Source organism: Variovorax sp. P5_A3, from assembly GCF_056400665.1.
The window spans coordinates 79,458-96,475 of the sequence record NZ_JBFUKW010000019.1 but is presented as its reverse complement, the minus strand read 5'-3'; the positions used below and the strand labels follow the sequence as shown (position 1 = coordinate 96,475).

At 66.6% G+C, this 17,018-nt stretch carries 17 protein-coding genes and 2 riboswitches; of the genes, 6 read left to right on the top strand and 11 right to left on the bottom strand.

Going from position 1 to position 17,018, the window contains the following annotated elements; all coding sequences use genetic code 11:
* Positions 1-18: 18 nt before the first annotated feature.
* From AC1D3B_RS25065 to AC1D3B_RS25025, 9 genes are all read right to left on the bottom strand, one after another.
* Complete coding sequence (locus AC1D3B_RS25065) at positions 19-411, bottom strand: SRPBCC family protein (RefSeq protein WP_478193383.1); 393 nt, start codon at positions 409-411, stop codon at positions 19-21.
* 72 nt (positions 412-483) lie between these two features.
* Positions 484-1,188 carry an ABC transporter ATP-binding protein gene (locus AC1D3B_RS25060; protein ID WP_478193382.1) on the bottom strand — a complete coding sequence of 235 codons (705 nt, stop codon included), beginning with the start codon at positions 1,186-1,188 and terminating at the stop codon, positions 484-486.
* Positions 1,181-1,960, bottom strand: coding sequence for an ABC transporter ATP-binding protein (locus tag AC1D3B_RS25055; protein ID WP_478193381.1), 780 nt, complete (start codon positions 1,958-1,960; stop codon positions 1,181-1,183). Before AC1D3B_RS25055 ends, AC1D3B_RS25060 begins: the two co-directional genes overlap by 8 nt.
* Entirely contained in the window at positions 1,957-2,928 is a 972-nt protein-coding gene (locus AC1D3B_RS25050; RefSeq protein WP_478193380.1) for a branched-chain amino acid ABC transporter permease, read from the bottom strand. The genes AC1D3B_RS25055 and AC1D3B_RS25050 overlap by 4 nt, the downstream gene beginning before the upstream one ends.
* Positions 2,928-3,800 (bottom strand): branched-chain amino acid ABC transporter permease, encoded by an 873-nt coding sequence (locus tag AC1D3B_RS25045; protein WP_478193379.1) that lies wholly within the window; start codon positions 3,798-3,800, stop codon positions 2,928-2,930. The genes AC1D3B_RS25050 and AC1D3B_RS25045 overlap by 1 nt, the downstream gene beginning before the upstream one ends.
* A 155-nt stretch (positions 3,801-3,955) precedes the next feature.
* Complete coding sequence (locus AC1D3B_RS25040; RefSeq protein WP_478193378.1) at positions 3,956-5,128, bottom strand: ABC transporter substrate-binding protein; 1,173 nt, start codon at positions 5,126-5,128, stop codon at positions 3,956-3,958.
* 158 nt (positions 5,129-5,286) lie between these two features.
* Positions 5,287-6,297, bottom strand: coding sequence for a PDR/VanB family oxidoreductase (locus AC1D3B_RS25035; protein ID WP_478193377.1), 1,011 nt, complete (start codon positions 6,295-6,297; stop codon positions 5,287-5,289).
* A 12-nt stretch (positions 6,298-6,309) separates the two neighbouring features.
* The gene (locus tag AC1D3B_RS25030) at positions 6,310-7,077 is read right to left on the bottom strand and encodes a GntR family transcriptional regulator (RefSeq protein ID WP_478193376.1); all 768 of its coding nucleotides are present in this window, start codon (positions 7,075-7,077) and stop codon (positions 6,310-6,312) included.
* Positions 7,074-8,180: an aromatic ring-hydroxylating dioxygenase subunit alpha gene (locus AC1D3B_RS25025; protein WP_478193375.1), complete on the bottom strand. Its 1,107-nt coding sequence runs from the start codon at positions 8,178-8,180 to the stop codon at positions 7,074-7,076. Before AC1D3B_RS25025 ends, AC1D3B_RS25030 begins: the two co-directional genes overlap by 4 nt.
* 144 nt (positions 8,181-8,324) lie before the next feature.
* Between AC1D3B_RS25025 and AC1D3B_RS25020 the strand changes: the two genes are divergently transcribed.
* The 3 genes from AC1D3B_RS25020 to AC1D3B_RS25010 all read left to right on the top strand — a co-directional run bounded on the left by AC1D3B_RS25020 (position 8,325) and on the right by AC1D3B_RS25010 (position 11,609).
* Entirely contained in the window at positions 8,325-9,443 is a 1,119-nt protein-coding gene (locus AC1D3B_RS25020) for a 5-methyltetrahydropteroyltriglutamate--homocysteine S-methyltransferase (RefSeq protein ID WP_478193374.1), read from the top strand.
* Between the two features lie 112 nt (positions 9,444-9,555).
* Complete coding sequence (locus AC1D3B_RS25015) at positions 9,556-10,221, top strand: glutathione S-transferase family protein (protein ID WP_478193373.1); 666 nt, start codon at positions 9,556-9,558, stop codon at positions 10,219-10,221.
* Positions 10,218-11,609 (top strand): phospholipase D-like domain-containing protein, encoded by a 1,392-nt coding sequence (locus tag AC1D3B_RS25010; RefSeq protein ID WP_478193372.1) that lies wholly within the window; start codon positions 10,218-10,220, stop codon positions 11,607-11,609. The genes AC1D3B_RS25015 and AC1D3B_RS25010 overlap by 4 nt, the downstream gene beginning before the upstream one ends.
* Here AC1D3B_RS25010 and AC1D3B_RS25005 read toward each other — a convergent pair.
* On the bottom strand, positions 11,587-12,663 hold the full coding sequence (locus tag AC1D3B_RS25005) for an ROK family protein (protein ID WP_478193371.1): 1,077 nt from the start codon (positions 12,661-12,663) through the stop codon (positions 11,587-11,589). The two genes, AC1D3B_RS25010 and AC1D3B_RS25005, sit on opposite strands and share 23 nt — an antisense overlap.
* Positions 12,664-12,682: 19 nt before the next feature.
* Positions 12,683-13,486 carry an alpha/beta fold hydrolase gene (locus AC1D3B_RS25000; RefSeq protein ID WP_478193370.1) on the bottom strand — a complete coding sequence of 268 codons (804 nt, stop codon included), beginning with the start codon at positions 13,484-13,486 and terminating at the stop codon, positions 12,683-12,685.
* A 93-nt stretch (positions 13,487-13,579) separates the two neighbouring features.
* Here AC1D3B_RS25000 and AC1D3B_RS24995 point away from each other — a divergent pair, with 93 nt between their 5' ends.
* The 3 genes from AC1D3B_RS24995 (at position 13,580) to gcvH (ending at position 16,998) form a co-directional block, all read left to right on the top strand.
* Complete coding sequence (locus AC1D3B_RS24995; protein ID WP_478193369.1) at positions 13,580-15,106, top strand: ABC transporter permease/substrate-binding protein; 1,527 nt, start codon at positions 13,580-13,582, stop codon at positions 15,104-15,106.
* A gap of 39 nt (positions 15,107-15,145) precedes the next feature.
* A riboswitch (glycine riboswitch) is annotated at positions 15,146-15,249 on the top strand.
* Positions 15,250-15,262: 13 nt separating this feature from the next.
* A riboswitch (glycine riboswitch) is annotated at positions 15,263-15,375 on the top strand.
* Between the two features lie 45 nt (positions 15,376-15,420).
* Positions 15,421-16,584 carry a glycine cleavage system aminomethyltransferase GcvT gene (gene gcvT, locus AC1D3B_RS24990; protein ID WP_478193368.1) on the top strand — a complete coding sequence of 388 codons (1,164 nt, stop codon included), beginning with the start codon at positions 15,421-15,423 and terminating at the stop codon, positions 16,582-16,584.
* Between the two features lie 39 nt (positions 16,585-16,623).
* Positions 16,624-16,998: a glycine cleavage system protein GcvH gene (gcvH, locus tag AC1D3B_RS24985; protein ID WP_478193367.1), complete on the top strand. Its 375-nt coding sequence runs from the start codon at positions 16,624-16,626 to the stop codon at positions 16,996-16,998.
* Positions 16,999-17,018 lie beyond the last annotated feature (20 nt).

Below are 17,018 nucleotides of genomic sequence, written 5' to 3'. Positions count from 1 at the left end.
GGGATCTGGGGGCGGGCGCTATTGCTCCAGTTGTTTTTTCATTGCCTGCATGCCTGCCTGGATCATGGCGCTGATGGGCTGCTCCATCTTGTTGGGCAACAGATCGGCGATCCAGACGAGTCGGCTGTGCGACGCGTCTTCGGCGAACACCTGCAATGACGCGTTGTGATGCGTCAAGCGCTCGCCGGTTGCGGACCAGACCACACGCCGCGCGGCATCGTCGAGGTCCACGATGACTTCGCGCGCTACGACGCCATTGGCGAAGGTGACGATTCGCGCGTCGCCTTCGAGTCTGCAGTCGGTCACGAAGCCCGGCACCAACCGGTGGTGGATCTCGCCGACATCGCGAACGGCGTCCCATATCTTCTCGGCGCTCGCCGCAACCTGAATTTCCTGTCGAATGGATGCCATGACGTCACTCCAGCGAGGAAAGAGACCCGGCGAGTTTAAGGCTCGACACGCCTGCCGGACAGTCCTGCAGACCTACCTCTTGACCCCCAGCAGCCGCTCGAGCACCTCGGGCTGCGCGGCCAGCGTGGCCGCATGGTCGGCATGCACCACGGTGCCGTGATCCAGCACCACCGCTTCGTCAGAGATCGCGAGGATCGCCTGCGGATGCTGCTCGACGACGATGGCGGCCAGGCCCTCGTCCCGCGTGATGCGCCGGATGGCTCGCAGGAGTTCCTCCACGATGATCGGCGCCAGGCCTTCCAGCGGCTCATCGAGCAGCAGCAAGGTCGGATTGACCACCAGCGCGCGTCCGACGGCCAGCATCTGCTGCTCCCCGCCCGACAGCTGCGTGCCCAGGTTGCCCTTGCGTTCCGCGAGCCGCGGGAACATCTCGTAGACGCGCTGCGGATTCCACTTGCCGGGACGCTCGACCGCCGTCAGGTTCTCGTGCACCGTGAGCGACTTGAAGATGTTTCGCTCCTGCGGCACCCAGCCGATGCCGGCTGCCGCGCGCTGGTGCGGCGACAACTTGTGCAGGGCCACACCGCCAAGCGCGATGGTGCCGCCATGCTGGCGCGTCGCGCCGGCCAGCGTGTTGATCAGCGTGGTCTTGCCGGTGCCGTTGCGGCCCAGCAGCGCCAGGGTCTGGCCCTGGCCCAGCGAGAGGGCGATGTCGTGCAACACGACCGCTTCGCCGTAGCCCGCGCTCAGGTTCTCGATGCGCAACAGTTCAGACATGCGCGGCTCCATGGCCCAGGTAGACCTCTTTCACTTTCGGGTCGTTGGCGATCGTGTCGGGGTCGCCTTCGGTCAGGAGGGTGCCGTTGACCAGTACCGTCATGCGATCGGCAAAGCTGAACACCAGGTCCATGTCGTGCTCGATCAGGAGCACCGACACGTCCGCCGGTAGTGCGGCGACGGTTTCCAGCAGTTCCTCGCGCTCGCCCGCAGGCACACCGGCCACAGGCTCGTCGAGCAACAGAACGCGCGGCTCGCAGGCCAGCGCGATGGCGATTTCCAGCAGGCGGCGCTTGCCATAGGCGAGATGCTTCGTCTGCTGTTGCGCGACGTCGGCGAGCCGGAACTGCTCCAGCAGCGTCCCCGCCCGCTCGGCCACACGCTTCGACGCGCCGAGCGGCTTCCACCACTGGCCGCCGAGGCCCGTGTGCTGCGAGACCACGAGCGCCAGCGTTTCCAGCGGCGTCATCGAGTCGAAGAGCTGGTTGATCTGGAAGGTACGGACCATGCCGCGCGAGACCCGGCGGTGTGGCGCGAGGCGGGTGATGTCCTCGCCTTCGAGCACGATGCGGCCTTCGGTCGGCGTGAGAACGCCGGTCAGGAGGTTGATGAGTGTCGTCTTGCCGGCGCCGTTGGGGCCGATCAGCGCATGGCGCGCGCCACGCCGCAGGTTGAGCGAAACGTTGTTGGTGGCCGTGATCCCGCCGAAGCGCATCACCAGTCCCGTCGCCGACAGGACGATGTCGTTCACGTTGTCTTTCACACTGCTCATGGCTTGGCGCTCCCGCGCGCGCCGAACCATGTCCACGGCCTGAGCAGCCGATCGCGACCGACCAGCACCAGCAGCACCAGGATCAGGCCGATCCAGAACATCCAGTACTGCGGCGTGACCGTGGAGAGCGCGTCCTGCAGGAGCTTGAAGACGATCGCGCCCGCGATGCCGCCATAGAGCCAGCCCACGCCGCCGATGACCAGCATCAGCAGCACATCCGCCGAGCGATCGAACGCCAGCACGTCCAGCGAAGCAAAGCCCGTGGTTTGCGCGAGCAATGCACCCGCCGCACCCGCGATCGCGGCAGCGACGGTGTAGATCACGGCCAGGCGCGATACGACCGGGATGCCGATCGCCATCGCCCGCAGGCGGTTGTCGCGGATCGCCTTGAGCGTGGCGCCGAAAGGCGAATGCACCAGCCGCCGCATCAGCAGGAACAGCACAAGCATCACCGAGAGCGAATACCACGCAGCGGTGCGGCCATACAGATCGAAGTCGAAGAGACCGAGCACCGGCCCCATCACGACGCCTTGCAGCCCGTCCGCGCCCCCGGTGAGCCAGTCGAGCTTGTTGGCGAGTTCGAGCAGCAGCAGCGCCGTGCCGAGCGTGACCATGAGGCGCGTCAGGTCAGTGCCTCGCAGGATGGTGACGCTCGCAATGGCGCCCAGCGCGGCGCTCAGCATGATGGCGACCAGCAGTCCCACCGTCGGGTCCGGCATCACCAGCTTCGCGAACAACGCCGCGGTGTAGGCGCCGAAGCCGAAGAACGCCGCGTGCCCGAGCGACACGATGCCCGTGTAGCCCAGGATGAGGTCCAGCGACATCGCGAAGAGCGCGACGATCGCGATCTCGTTGATCATCAGCGCATGCGACGGGACGAGCAGCGGCAGCACGAACGCGACCGCCCATATCCCGAATTCCCACGGCCGCCAGCGCGCCTTGCGCAGCAATCCAGCTTGGAAGTCCATCAGCGGCCTCCCTTGCGCGTGAACAGGCCCTGCGGCCGCCACATCAGGATCATGATCATCAGCAGGTAGACCGTGAAGGCGCCCATCTTCGGAATGAAGTACTTGCCCGCCACGTCCGCGATGCCGAGCAACAGCGCGGCCAGCAGCGGCCCCGTGATCGACGAGGTGCCGCCGACGGACACGACGATGAGGAAATAGATCATGTACTTGAGCGGAAAGGTCGGGTCGAGCCCCAGGATCTCGGCGCCCAATGCACCCCCGAGCCCGGCGAGCCCCGAGCCCACGGCAAAGGTCAGCAGGAACACCACGTTCACGTTGATGCCCAGTCCCGCCGCCACGCGCGGATCGTCGACCGCCGCACGCAGACGGCTGCCGAAGCGCGTCTTCGAGAGAATCAGTTGCAGCACCACCGTGAGCAGAGCGCACAACACGATGATGAAGATGCGGTAGTGCCCCATGCCCAGCATGAATGCGCCGTCGCCGATTTCGGTGCGGCCGCGCAGCCAGTCGGGCAGATGGATGTTCTGCTGCGACGACCCGACGAAGTAGTCGATCCCCGCCACTGCCATGAACGCCAGCCCGATCGAGAACAGCACCTGGTCGAGATGCGGCTTGCCGTACATCGGCCGGTACAGTGTGCGCTCCATCAGTGCGCCCACCAGCGCCACCACGATGAACGCGAGCGGCAGGCAGGCGAGAAAGGGCACCCCCAGCTTCTGCATCGCGAACACCGTGAGGTACCCGCCCGCCATCGCAAAGGCGCCGTGCGCGAGGTTGATGAAGTTCATCAGCCCCAGCGTCACGGCCAGCCCGACCGCCAGCACAAAAAGCAGCATGCCGTACGCAATGCCATCAAACAGAATCGTCAACATAAATAGTAGGGCTCGCCCCCAGGTTGCCCGCACTTCGTGTCGGGCGCCCACCCCCTACCGGGGGCAACACCTGCGGCCCGGCGCAGCCGGTTCCGCGGTGTTCCCCGACTGGCGTGGGGCAGGTTCATGTGTGCAGAGGTTCGTTTGCTATGGGGTCAGGGTTTCGCCTTGCCCGGGTCCTTCACGGCCTTGATCACGTCGAACTCGACGTTGTAGAGCTGACCGTCCTTCTTCTCGACCTTGCGCAGGTACACGTCCTGCGTGATGTCGCGCGTCTGCGCATCGATCAGCACCTCGCCGCGCGGGCTTTCGAAGACCTGCCCCTTCATCGCCGCGAGCAGTGCATCGCCGCCGCCCTGGCCCTTGGTGGTCTTCAGCGCCTCGTAGATCACGCGCATGCCGTCATAGCCGCCGACAGCCATGAAGTTCGGGCGCATGCCCTTGTTGGCCTTCTGGAAGGCGTCGACGAACTTCTTGTTCATCGCGGACGGGTGCGCAGCCGAGTAGTGGTGCGTGGTCACCACGCCGAGGGCGCCGTCGCCCATGTCGTTGAGTTGGTCGTCATCGGTCACGTCGCCGGTGGCGATCATCTTGATGCCGGCCTTGTCCATGCCGCGCTCGAGGAACTGCTTCATCACAGCCGCGCCCGCGCCGGACGGCACGAAGACGAACAGCGCATCGGGCTTGGCGTCACGCACCTTCTGCAGGAAGGGCGCGAAGTCGGGGTTGCGCAGCGGCACGCGCAGAGACTCGATCACCTTGCCGCCGTTGAGCTCGAAGCGCTCCTTGAAGTACTTCTCGGCGTCGTTGCCGGGGCCGTAGTCGCTGACCAGCGTCACTACCGACTTGATGCCGTTCTTCGGCGCCCAGTCGCCCATGGCGACGGAGACCTGCGGCAGTGTGAAGCTGGAGCGCACGATGTACGGCGAGGCTTGCGTGATGCTCGACGTTGCAGCGGCCATCACGACCAGCGGCGTCTTCGACTGCGTGGCGATCGGCGCGGCGGCCAGCGCGGCCGGCGTGACGCCGAAGCCGGCGAGCACATTGACCTTGTCGTTGACCACCAGTTCCTGCGCCAGGCGCTTCGTGACGTCCGGCAGCGCGGTGTCGTCCTTGACGATCAGCTCGATCTTCCTGCCCGCCACGGTGTCGCCGTTCTGTGCCATGTAGAGGCGCGCCGCAGCTTCGATCTGGCGGCCGGTGGACGCCTGCTGTCCGGTCATGGGCAGGATCAGGCCGATCTTGAACGTTTCGGCGGCATGGGCCAGGGGGATGGCCAGCGCGATGGCGGTCAAGCTGGCGGCCTGGACGAGGTGGCGACGTAGCATAAAGCTCTCCTTCATGGATGGATGCTGGAACGGGGGATATTGTGACCAGATGCAAATGCACCGGGACGTCGGCAAACACCTAGCTTGTCGAAGGCAATGAGCGTTTCTGCGCGATCAGCAAATGGGCCGCGCGATCATCGCGCAAAGCGTGTGCTCTCTCATGGACTTTCGGGTCTCCATGCCGAATCGAGCGTGATCGTGCCGACCGCGCGCGACACGCAGGCGCAGATGCGGCGGCCCGCCTGCTTCTCGTGCTCGCTCAGGAAAACATCCCGGTGATCGATTTCGCCATCGACCGCCAGGACATCCATGGCGCACAGGCCGCACTCGCCGCGGCGGCAGTCCCACAGGGTCTGGACGCCGGCACCTTCGAGCGCTTCGAGCAGCGTGCTGCCGGCTGGGACCGTGATCGCCATGTCGTGGCGCGGGATGCGCACCTCGAAGGCTTGTGCCGCGAGCCGACCGCTGCTGCCGAAGGTCTCGAAGCGAAGATCGGCCGTCGGCCGGCCGGCGGCGGACCACGCGCGCTTGACGGCTTCGAGCATCGGCACCGGCCCGCAGGTGTAGAGCTGGCCGCCAGCGGGCAGGGCCGCGATTTCCGAAGCGAAGTCGATCGGCGCGCTGCCGACGTGGGCCTGCACGCTGGTCGTCGTGCACTGGCCGAATGCCTCCTGCAGCGCCGGGAGATAGGCGAGTTCCTGCTCGCTGCGCGCGCCGTACAGCATGCGCACCTTCACGCCGCTGCGTTGCGCCAGCGTCGCGAGGCGCTGGGCCATGAAGACCAGCGGCGTGATGCCGATACCGCCCGCCACCAGCAGGTAACCGGGCGCGCTGACGTCGAGTCCGAAGTGGCTCTGCGGCTCGCTCACCAGCAGCCGGTCGCCAGTCGCGAGCCGCCACATCGCGAGCGAACCGCCGCGGCCGTCGTCCAGCCGCTTGACGGCGATGCGCCACGCGCGGTCGTCGGGCGCGCCCACCACCGAATAGGAACGGGTCTGCACGCGCCCCGAGCCCGGCTCGCCGACCAGCACCTGCACCTGCAAATGCGCTCCGGGCTCATGCCCGGCGACGATGCCTGACTCGGGTGTGATCTCGAACTCGCGCACCGTCGGCGTGAGGTCGCGGCAGGCCGTGATGCGCGCCGGCATCCAGTGGATATCGCTTTTCATCTTGAAACTGCTTCAGGCCCGGCGGCGGATGAGTTGCACGCCCGGCAAGGGATGGTTCTGCGCGCCATGCAGCGCTTCACGGAGATTGCGCTGCGCAATGCGGCTGTGCTCGCGCATCAGCGCCTCGGCGCGCGAGCCTTCGCGGTTCTCGATGGCGTCGAGTACCTGTCCGTGTTGATCCTGCGCGATCAGCAACATGTCGCGCGCGGCGGGCGAGTTCGCCTGCACGACCACGAAGCCGGAGGGCGATGCGAACGGCAGGTTGATCACCCGCTCCAGCTGTTGCGCGATCAGCGTGCTGCCCGACATCTCGGTCAGCAGGCGGTGGAATTCTTCATTGAACGCGACGTAGCGCGAGAACGCCGCGTCGTCGAGCGCGGGGTCGCGCAGCAGTTCGTCGATGCGCTTCAGGCAGGCGCGAGCCTCACGCATCACGACGGGTGGCGCGCCCCGCTCGGCAGCGAGCCGGGCCGACAGCCCTTCGAGCGTGCCGCGCAGCTCGATCGCGTCGGCCACGTCGCGCTCGGAAAAGGTGCGCACGGCATAGCCACCGTTCGGCAAGGCCTCCAGCAGACCTTCCTGTTCCAGACGCATGAGCGCGCTGCGCACCGGCGTGCGTGAGACACCAAGCAACTCGGAGATCGCGACCTCGGCAATGCGCGCGCCGCCCGGCAACTCGCCCGCCAGCACCATTTCGCGCAACCGCAACTGGGCCTTGACCGCCTGGGACCCCCCGGCTTCGGCCGCTTCGCCCGTGGCGGGCGCCACCGTCGTGTTCACGCGCGCTCCGTCACGGCCGGCTGGATCGGAATGGTCTCCGCGCGCGGCTTCTCGCGCGCGATCATCTGGTCGATGAGCCGCCGCGCCCACATGGCGCCGGCGTCGATGTTGAGGTTGTAGAAGCTGTAGTCGGGCCGCTCGTCGATGGCCCGCTGCTGCGCTTCGAGCACCACTTCGTCTTCGCGGAAGATGCCGGCCACGCCTTCGCGCAGTTCATGAGTCAGACGCTGCTCCCCGATGCAGTAGTTGCGCGCGAAGGCCCAGAAATAGAGGCAAGTCTTGTCGGTCTCGGGCGTGACGGTGTTGAGCACGAAGCCGTTGACGCCCTTGCTCCGGTCGCCCGGCGAACCGTCACGCGGCACCGCCCCGCTGCCCGCCTCGGCCACGCCGACGTCGATGTTGACGGTGCATGGCCCTTCGAAGCGAATGATCTGCCAGCGATCGACCTTGCCCCGATAGCCGTGCGCGTGTTGGATCTGCCCGGCCCAGAATGGCGGCGCGTCGATGTCTTCCATCCAGCGCGTCACAGTGGCCGAACGGTCGCCGTGGGTCGCCACAAAGGGCGCCTCGGCCACGGCGCGGTTGCCGATCGACGAGCCGTGCACGAAGGTCTCGTGCGTGAGGTCCATGAGGTTGTCGACGACCAGGCGGTAGTCGCACGCCACGCGGATCATCTTGCCGTCGCCGGCCCATTCGGGGTCGTCGTTCCAGTGCATGTCGGGCACCAGCGCGGGATCGGCCTTGGCCGGATCGCCCGGCCAGACCCAGACGAAGCGATGCTTCTCGACGACGGGATACGAACGCACGCAGGCCGAGGGATTCAGCGTCTCCTGGCTCGGCATGAAGGTGCAGCGACCCTGGCTGTTGTAGACGAGGCCGTGATAGCCGCAGACGAGTTCATCGCCTTCGAGCCGACCGAGCGACAAGGGCATCAACCTGTGCCAGCAGGCATCCTCCAGTGCCGCGACCTGGCCGTCGGTGCGCCGATACAGCACCAGTTTCTGGTTGCAGATCGTGCGTGCCAAAAGTGCGTGCTTGACTTCGACGTCGTACGCCGCGGCGTACCAGGCGTTCAGCGGAAACGGGCTCGTGGAGGCTTTCATGGATACTGACTGTATACATCGAACGCCTAAAATCCAGTCTTTTCGCCATTTTTCAGGGTAAACACCAGTCTCAATGTATCCACAACGGGCATGCCCTGAACGGATACGATCGACCGTTCTTTTCCAGATTCGACGGAGCACCCCATGTCCCAGCACGCCGCCCTGCCTGCCCGCTACGACCACGTCGGCAGCTTCCTGCGCCCCAAATACCTGCTCGAAGCGCGCGAGCAGAAAGCCAAGGGCGAGATCACGCCCGAACAACTTCGCAAGGTCGAAGACAAGGCCATCACCGAGATCGTCAAGTTCCAGGAAGACGTCGGCCTGAAGAGCATCACCGACGGCGAATTCCGCCGCACCTACTTCCACATCGACTTCCTCGAGCAGCTCGGCGGCGTCAAGACCGACATCCCGGTCACCATCCGCAAGCCCGATGGCACGGAGGAGCTCGCACCGCCCGTCATGCGCGTCATCGACAAGGTGCGCCACGCCAAGAACATCCAGCTGGCGGACTTCCAGTACCTCAAGAGCCAGGTGTCGGCCGGCAACACGCCCAAGGTCACCATCCCCTCGCCCACGATGCTGCACTTCCGCGGCGGCCGCGCCGGCATCAGCAAGGAGGCCTACCCCGAGCTCGACCCCACCTTCTACGACGACGTCGCCAAGGCCTACGGCGACGAACTTCGCTCGCTGGCCGAAGCCGGTTGCACCTACGTGCAGATGGACGACACCAACCTCGCCTACCTCTGCGATGAGCGGATGCGCGAAGCCGCCCGCCAGCGCGGCGACGACCCGAACGAACTGCCGCACCGCTACGCCGCCTTCATCAACAAGGTGGTCGCGCAGAAGCCGGCCGGCATGACGCTCGCGATGCACCTGTGCCGCGGCAATTTCAAGAGCACCCACGCGGCAGCCGGCAACTACGAGCCCGTGGCCGAAGCGCTGCTCAAGGAGATGGACCTCGACGCCTACTTCCTCGAATACGACGATGCCCGCTCCGGCGATTTCCGCCCGCTGCGCTTCCTGCCCAAGGGCAAGACCGTGGTGCTGGGCCTGGTGACCACCAAGTTCGGCGAGATGGAAGACAAGGACGAGCTCAAGAGCCGCATCGAGGCCGCCGCCAAGTACGTGTCGCTCGACCAGCTCGCGCTGTCGCCGCAGTGCGGCTTCTCGAGCACGGTGCATGGCAACAACATCGCCGTGGAGGCGCAACGCGCCAAGCTGCGCCTGGTCGTGGAAACCGCGCAGGAAGTCTGGGGTAGCTGAGCTGCCGGGGGCAACACCTGCGGCCCGGCGAAGCCGGTTCCGCGGTGTTTCACAAAGGACTGGCCTTTTGAGGCCGTTTGTTTTGGGGCTCCGGTGAAGTAGGCTTCGCCACATGAAGCTTTTCACTGGTCCCCTCAGCATGTTCGGCGCCAAGGCGCAGATCGCGTTGCTCGAAAAAGAGCTCGCGTTCGAATGCGTCATGGTGCCCTTCGACCGCGACGACAACTACGAGCCCAGGCAACCCGAGGTTCTGCGCGTCAATCCGAAGCGGCAGGTGCCGGTGCTGATCGACGGCGAGGTCGAGCTGTTCGATTCGACGCAGATCTTCGAATACCTCGAAGACCGCGCCCCCCTTCCCCCGCTCTGGCCCGCCGATGTCGCCGCGAGGGCGCGGGCCCGGCAGTTGGAACTCAAGTCGGACGAGGTGTATTTCCCCCACGTGGTGAAGCTCTTCGGCCTTCAGCACGACATGCAAAGCCCTGCGGCGGTGGCGGCCTGCGGTGCCTGCGCCCGATTTCACGGGGAACTGGATCAGCTGCTGGCCGACCGCGACTATCTCGCGGGCACCTATTCCTACGCCGACATCGCCTTCTACATGGCGCATGTGTTCGCCGACCGCAAGGGCGCGGGCATGACCGAGGCCACCCCACGGCTGGTGAAATGGCGCGATCGCGTCGGTGCACGGCCTGCCGTGCGCGAAGTGGTCGGCGCAATGATGGGCTTCCTTGCCTCGGAGGGCCGCCCGGTGCCTGCCTTCCTGCAGCACCTCCGCACGTGAACCGGCTCGACGACCTGCTCGACGAGCTGCTGGACTGGCTGCCTTCGCCGTCGCAGCATTTGCTGGTCGTCACCTTCGCGCTGCTGGTCTACGTACTGACGACGCGCGCACGGCGCGAACAGCGCGCGCCCAGCACGGCGATCGCATGGGTCATGGGCCTCGTGCTGGTGCCCTACATCATCCTCCCGATGTACCTGCTGTTCGGGCAGCGCAAATTGCGGCCGTCGGGCTCGCCCCGCCCGCCGCGGTCCGCACCGGCCGGCCACTGGGCTGCCGATCTGATCGAGAGCTTCGGCCTCGCCTCGCCGGGTCGCTGTGCCCCGCGCTTTCATTCCGATGGCGGTGCCGCGCGCGATGCCTTGTTCGAGGTGATCGAGGGCGCGCGTGAGCGCCTCGACGTGTGCACGTTCATCATCGGCGACGACGCGCTCGGCCACGACGTGATCAACCGGCTGTCGCGCCGAGCTCGCGAAGGCATCATGGTGCGCGTGCTGCTAGATGGCTTCGGCGCGCTGTCGCTGCCGCGCTCGCACTTCGACGCGCTGCGCGAAGCAGGGGCCGAGGTCGCCGTGTTCCGCCCCATCTTCAGCCTGCGCCGAACCGGCCCGCGCAACCTGCGCAACCACCGCAAGCTCACCATCGCGGACGACAGCCGGCTCTGGTCGGGCGGCCGCAATCTCGCGGGCGAATACTTCACGGGCAACGACAATCATCCGACGCCATGGCGCGACCTGTCCTTCGACCTCCAGGGCAGCGTGGCCGCCGCGGCGGCGCGGCAGTTCGACCACGACTGGACATCGGTGCGCAAACGCAAACCGCGCGCGATCTCGGCGGAAGACGACCCGTCCGCCGACGGCCAGGCGCAGTTCCTGCCCAGCGGTCCCGACCAGACGGAAGACACGGCGCACGCGCTGCTGATCGACGCCTGCTTTCGCGCCGAGCATCGCGTACTGGCGATCACCCCCTACTTCGTACCCGGCGACGGCTTGCGCGACGCCCTGCGCCTTGCCGCGCGGCGCGGCGTGCAGGTCACCATCGCGATGCCCGCGCAGTCGAACCACCGGCTGGCCGACTTCGTGCGCGCCCGCGCCATGCGCGACCTCGCGCGAGCCGGCGTCATCTTCCGGATGCTGCCCTTCATGGCGCATGCGAAGGCGGTCGTCGTCGACGACAACCTGGCGCTCTGCGGCTCCATCAATCTCGACATGCGCAGCCTGCTGCTGAATCACGAGGCGGCGGTGGTGTTCTACGGCCACGACGAGGTCGAATGGCTGGCCCAGTGGATCGAGACCACGTCCTCCGCCGGCGAGTCCTATCGTGCGCGCCGGCCGGGGCTGATGCGTGATGTGGCCGAAGGGCTGCTGCTCACGATCGCTTTCCAGCTCTAGCCTTGTTGGTGTAGCTCGCGTTGCCCAGGCCGGTGCCGATGGTCAGCACGGCCCAGCGCTTCACGTCCTGCATGAACGGCAGCTCGCTCAGGCCCTGGACGACTGCGTCGTTGTGCATCAGAGCCTCGGTGGTCTCGCCGTCGATGACAGGGATCCTCTTGCAGAGCTCGCTGGGCAGATGGAAGTTGTCGCTCTCCCAGTCGCCAGGGAGGTTCTGTGCGCCGCGCGAGATCGAGCCGTCCTTGCGGATCAGCCCCGGGCAGCCGATGCCGATGAAGGGCGCGAGCCTGATGCCCTTCTTCCTGCAATAGCGGATCTGCGATTCGAGCATTTCCGCCAGACGGTCGATCAGCACCTTGCGATTGGGTCCGTCATCCGCGTGGCGCCACTTTTCGCGCCGGAGCACCTTGGCCCGCGACAGATCCCTGGCGCGGTTCCTCCGCGTCTTGACTATGCCGCAGCGCACATTGGTGCCGCCGATGTCCAGCGCGAGGATCGCGTCGTACTTCTTGAGCATGGCCCGCGGCGTGAGGTGCACCCAGCCCAGCAGGCCGCCGTCGTCCGTCTCGTGGCCGATGCGCCCGAGTTGCACCGACACCTTCATTTCCTGAAGGATCGCCGCCGCCTGCAGGATCGCGCGCTCGCCGACGTCGCTCTCCGGAAAGCCGCCGCCGATCACGATCCGCTCGACGCCTTGCCACGAAGGCTGGCGCATGAAGCGCTCGATCACCCAGGCCAGTTCCCTGGCGAACTCCTCGATCACGCCGTGGAGCACATCGGCCGCCTCCGAAGCCTTCGCCTGGCCGAGCGCCTCGTCGAGCGTGCGCTTGCTCAGGTCCTTGGAATGGCGTCCGCCAAGCGGGTCCTTGCCCTTGCGACGGCGCCGTTGGCGCCATCGTTCCAGCAATTCGCGGAACGCGGTCTGGCTGGCCTGGTCCCCGATGAAGCCATCCTTGTCCCGCAACTGAAGGCTGTAGCCCTCGACGATGACGGAGGCCAGTTCGCGAGCGCCGTGGACGTCGGGAAGCGGAAGCAAGTCTCGTTCGGAAGGCATCAGATCTTTCATGAAGCCGTCAATCGGCGGTGGTCTCCAGGATCAGGCGAGCCGTTTCCTCCGGCGCGTCCCAATGGGGAAAATGGCCGCACCGCTCGAACCAGTGCAGGCGGGCATCCGGAAACAGCTTCTGCGCGCGCGCCGCCTGCCGGGGAAAGCACACCCGGTCGAGCCGGCCCCAGCCGATCACCATCGGCTTGGACAGGCTCCCGATCGCCAGTCCTTCCTGTGGCAAGCCGCTCACCATATCGCGCAGCATCACGCTGAAGGACGCCGACGAAGCGTAGCTCCGCATCTCTTCCAGCACCAGTGCCGGTGACAACCTGGCGGCTTGTGCCGACAGCTGCGTCAGGAGCAGCGCACGCGACCAGTCATGGCATGCGATCGCCGGCATCGCAAACTGCAGAGCGCGAACCACCCGCATCGAGAAGCAGATCGAACTCTGGTACGCATAGCGCTCCCATCCAGCCCAGAAGCCACCCGGCCCCAGTGAGATGACCGAGCCCAGCACCCCGCCCCGTCGCGCCAGTTCGAGCACCAGGCGAGCGCCCAATGAACTGCCGACCGCATCGGTTCCCACCAGATCGTGCTCCCACAGGAACTGGGCGACCGCGCTGGCGAGCGTGCGCACCGACACCTCCCCTGCGAGCGGGGGACTCTTGCCGAAACCCGGCAGGTCGATCGCGACCACGGCACGCTCGGCGGCAAGCGGATTCAGCACGGTCTGCCATGAGCGCCAACTGCTGCCGAGGCCGTGAATGAGCAACAGAGGCTTCCCTTCACCGCGTCGGACATAGTTGATCTGCACGTGTTCAGTTTGCATTCACACAGTGCGCCGACACATCAGCCTGCCGCACGAGCCGCTGTAGGAGAACGAGCCCCTCGCCACCACCACCACCACCGATACACTGGACCGATGCTTTCACTGCGCCACCCCTGGCTCGTCACCTGCCGGGGCCTGCTCTGCCTGGGGCTGCTCTGCGCCGTCGCGTTCGCCCACGCGCAGGAACAGGGATTGCGCATCGGTTCCAAGCGCTTCACCGAGTCGTACATCCTGGCGGAGGTCCTGGCCCAGACCGCCGCGCCCGAAATGCCGACACCGCCCGTGGTCCGGCAAGGGCTCGGCAACACCGCGATCGTCTACGAGGCCCTGCGCTCCGGGAGCATCGATCTCTATGCCGAGTACACCGGCACGATCGCGCTGGAGATCCTGAAGGGCTCCCAGTCGATGTCGCGCGAAGCGATGAACGCGGCCCTCGCGCCGCTGGGGCTGGGTGTCGCGATTCCGCTGGGCTTCAACGACGGCTATGCGCTCGCCATGCGAGCGGCCGATGCGGACCGGCTCGGCATTCGCACGCTGAGCGACCTGGCAAGCCATCCTGACCTCAAGCTCGGCCTGTCGAATGAGTTCATCGGCCGCGCGGACGGGTGGCAGGGTCTCGCTGCGCGCTACGGATTCAAGCAGACGCCCACCGGCCTCGACCACGGACTCGCGTACGAAGCGATCGGCGCCAGGCAGATCGACGTGATCGACATCTACACCACCGACGCCAAGATCGATCACCTGGGCCTGCGCGTCCTGCAGGACGACCGCGGCTACTTCCCGCGCTATGACGCCGTGGTGCTGTATCGGCTCGACGTGCCCACGCGCTGGCCGACAGCATGGGCGGCGCTGCAGAAGCTCGAAGGCCGCATCGACGAACGCGCCATGATCGCGATGAATGCGCGTGCGGAACTGCAAGGCGTCGCCTTCGACGTGGTCGCCCGCGACTTCCTCGCACAAGGCCACGCCGCCCCTGCGGATGCGGCTTCGCGCGGCTTCGTCGCCAAGCTGTTCGGCCCCGACCTGGGCCGGCTCACGCGGCAGCACCTGATGCTCGTCCTGGTCTCGGTCGGGGTGGCGATCCTCATCGCGGTGCCAGTCGGGATCCTCGTGTTTCCGCACTTGCGGGCGCGCGCGCTGGTCCTGGGTCTCACGGGGCTCTTGCAGACCATCCCCTCGCTGGCGCTGCTCGCGGTGCTGATCTCGCTGATCGGGGCGATCGGCACGCTGCCTGCGCTGGTCGCGCTCACGCTCTATGCATTGCTGCCCATCATGCGCAACACGGTCACCGGCTTGACCGAGGTTCCCGCAGGACTGCGACAGGCAGCCACCGCGCTCGGCATGACGGGCGGGCAGAGCCTGCGCGCGGTGCTATTGCCGCTGGCGCTGCCCACCTTGCTGGCCGGCGTGCGAACGGCGACCACCATCGCCATCGGCACCGCAACCATCGCGGCCTTCGTCGGAGCGGGCGGCTTCGGCGAACGCATCGTGACCGGGCTCGCACTCAACGACCGCGAACTGCTGATGGCCGGCGCGGTCCCCGCCGCCGTGCTGGCGCTGCTGAGCGAGGCCCTGTTCGAGACCATCGAATACCTGATGCGCCGGCGCACGCAAACCTGAATCCGTCCAACCGGAGGATCTCTCGCCCAATCCCTTACACTCGGCCGGTCAGGAGAGAGCCCCGCGACAGCGGTGCCGCCGAAGGCGCAGGTCCCCTCATCACAAGGGCCCGAACGCTCAGGCAAAAGGACTGACGAGGCGCTCTTTCACACGGGGCGTTTCCTTGCTGGAGAGAGGCGGCCCGTCACTACGTCGGAGGGCCGTCCACCGAAGGAGCAAACCCCGATCGTGGGGCGAATCTCTCAGGTAAAGCGGACAGCAGGGGTGGCCCATGGCTCCGGTCATGGATCTGGACTGCCCCTTTGGAGAGTGCCTTGGCCTCCGCATCGACCAACGATCTTCTGAAGACACCGCTTCACACCCTGCACGTGGAGCTTGGCGCCCGCATGGTTCCCTTCGCGGGCTACTCGATGCCGGTGCAATACCCCGCCGGCCTGATGGCCGAGCACAAGCACACGCGCGAGGCCGCCGGCCTGTTCGACATATCCCACATGGGCCAGCTGCGCCTGGTCGGTCCCGACGCCGCGGCGGCCTTCGAGACCCTCATGCCGGTCGACGTGATCGGACTGGCGCCGGGCAAGCAGCGCTACGGCCTGCTGCTCAATGACGAGGGCGGCATCCTCGACGACCTGATGTTCTTCAACGAAGGCCACGACTCGCTGTTCGTGATCGTGAACGGCGCGTGCAAGGCGGCTGACATTGCGCACATCACGGCGAAGATCGGCCAGCGTTGCCAGGTCCTGCCGATGCCCGACCATGCCCTGCTGGCGCTGCAGGGGCCGCAGGCTGCGGCGACGCTGGCGCGTCTGTCGCCCGGCGTCGAGCGTTTCGTCTTCATGACCGGCGGCGCGGTCCAGATCGGCGGCCTGCCGGCCTTCGTCACACGCAGCGGCTACACGGGCGAAGACGGCTTCGAGATCTCGGTCGCGGCCAAGGATGCCGAAGCCCTGGCCCGCCTGCTGCTCGCACAACCTGAGGTCAAGCCCATCGGCTTGGGCGCGCGCAATTCGCTGCGGCTCGAAGCTGGACTCTGTCTCTACGGCAACGACATCGACGAGACCACGACGCCGGTCGAGGCTTCGCTCGGCTGGGCGATGCAGAAAGTGCGGCGCACCGGAGGCGCGCGCGAAGGCGGTTTTCCGGGTGCGGACAAGATCCTCGCCCAACTCACGGCCGCCAGCGGCACGGCAGGCCATCTCGACCACGAGACGCTGAAACGCAAGCGCGTCGGCCTGGTGGCGCTGGAGCGCGTTCCGGTGCGCGATGGCACGCTCCTTGAATCATTCGAAGGCCTTGCCATCGGCCAAGTGACCAGCGGCTTGCTCGGTCCGACGGTCGATCGGCCGGTGGCGATGGGGTACGTCGCGCTGGCCTATGCGGAGCCCGGCACGCGCATCCAGGGGATCGTTCGTGGCAAGCCTGTGCTCATGGAAGTGAGCACCATGCCTTTCGTCCCCGCCCGGTACTTCCGCGGCTGATTCCCCACTGACATTCTTTTTCCCCAAGGAGCTTCTTTCATGACGATCAAGTACACCAAGGACCACGAGTGGGTCAAAGAGGACGACGCAACCCTCGTGACCGTGGGCATCACGGTACATGCGCAGGACGCGCTGGGCGACGTGGTGTTCGTCGACCTGCCGGAAGTCGGCAAGACCTTCAACCAGGGCGAAGTCGCGGGCGTGGTCGAGTCGGTCAAGGCCGCAGCCGACGTGTACATGCCCGTCTCGGGCGAGATCACCGAAGTCAACGAGGCGCTACGCGCCGATCCGTCGCTCGCCAACAGCGCGCCGATGGACGCCGGCTGGTTCTTCAAGGTCCGGATCAGCGATGCGACCCAACTCGAAGCATTGCTGGACGAAACGGCCTACACGAAGTTCTCGGAAGAGAACTGATCCCTCACCGCCCCTCCTGC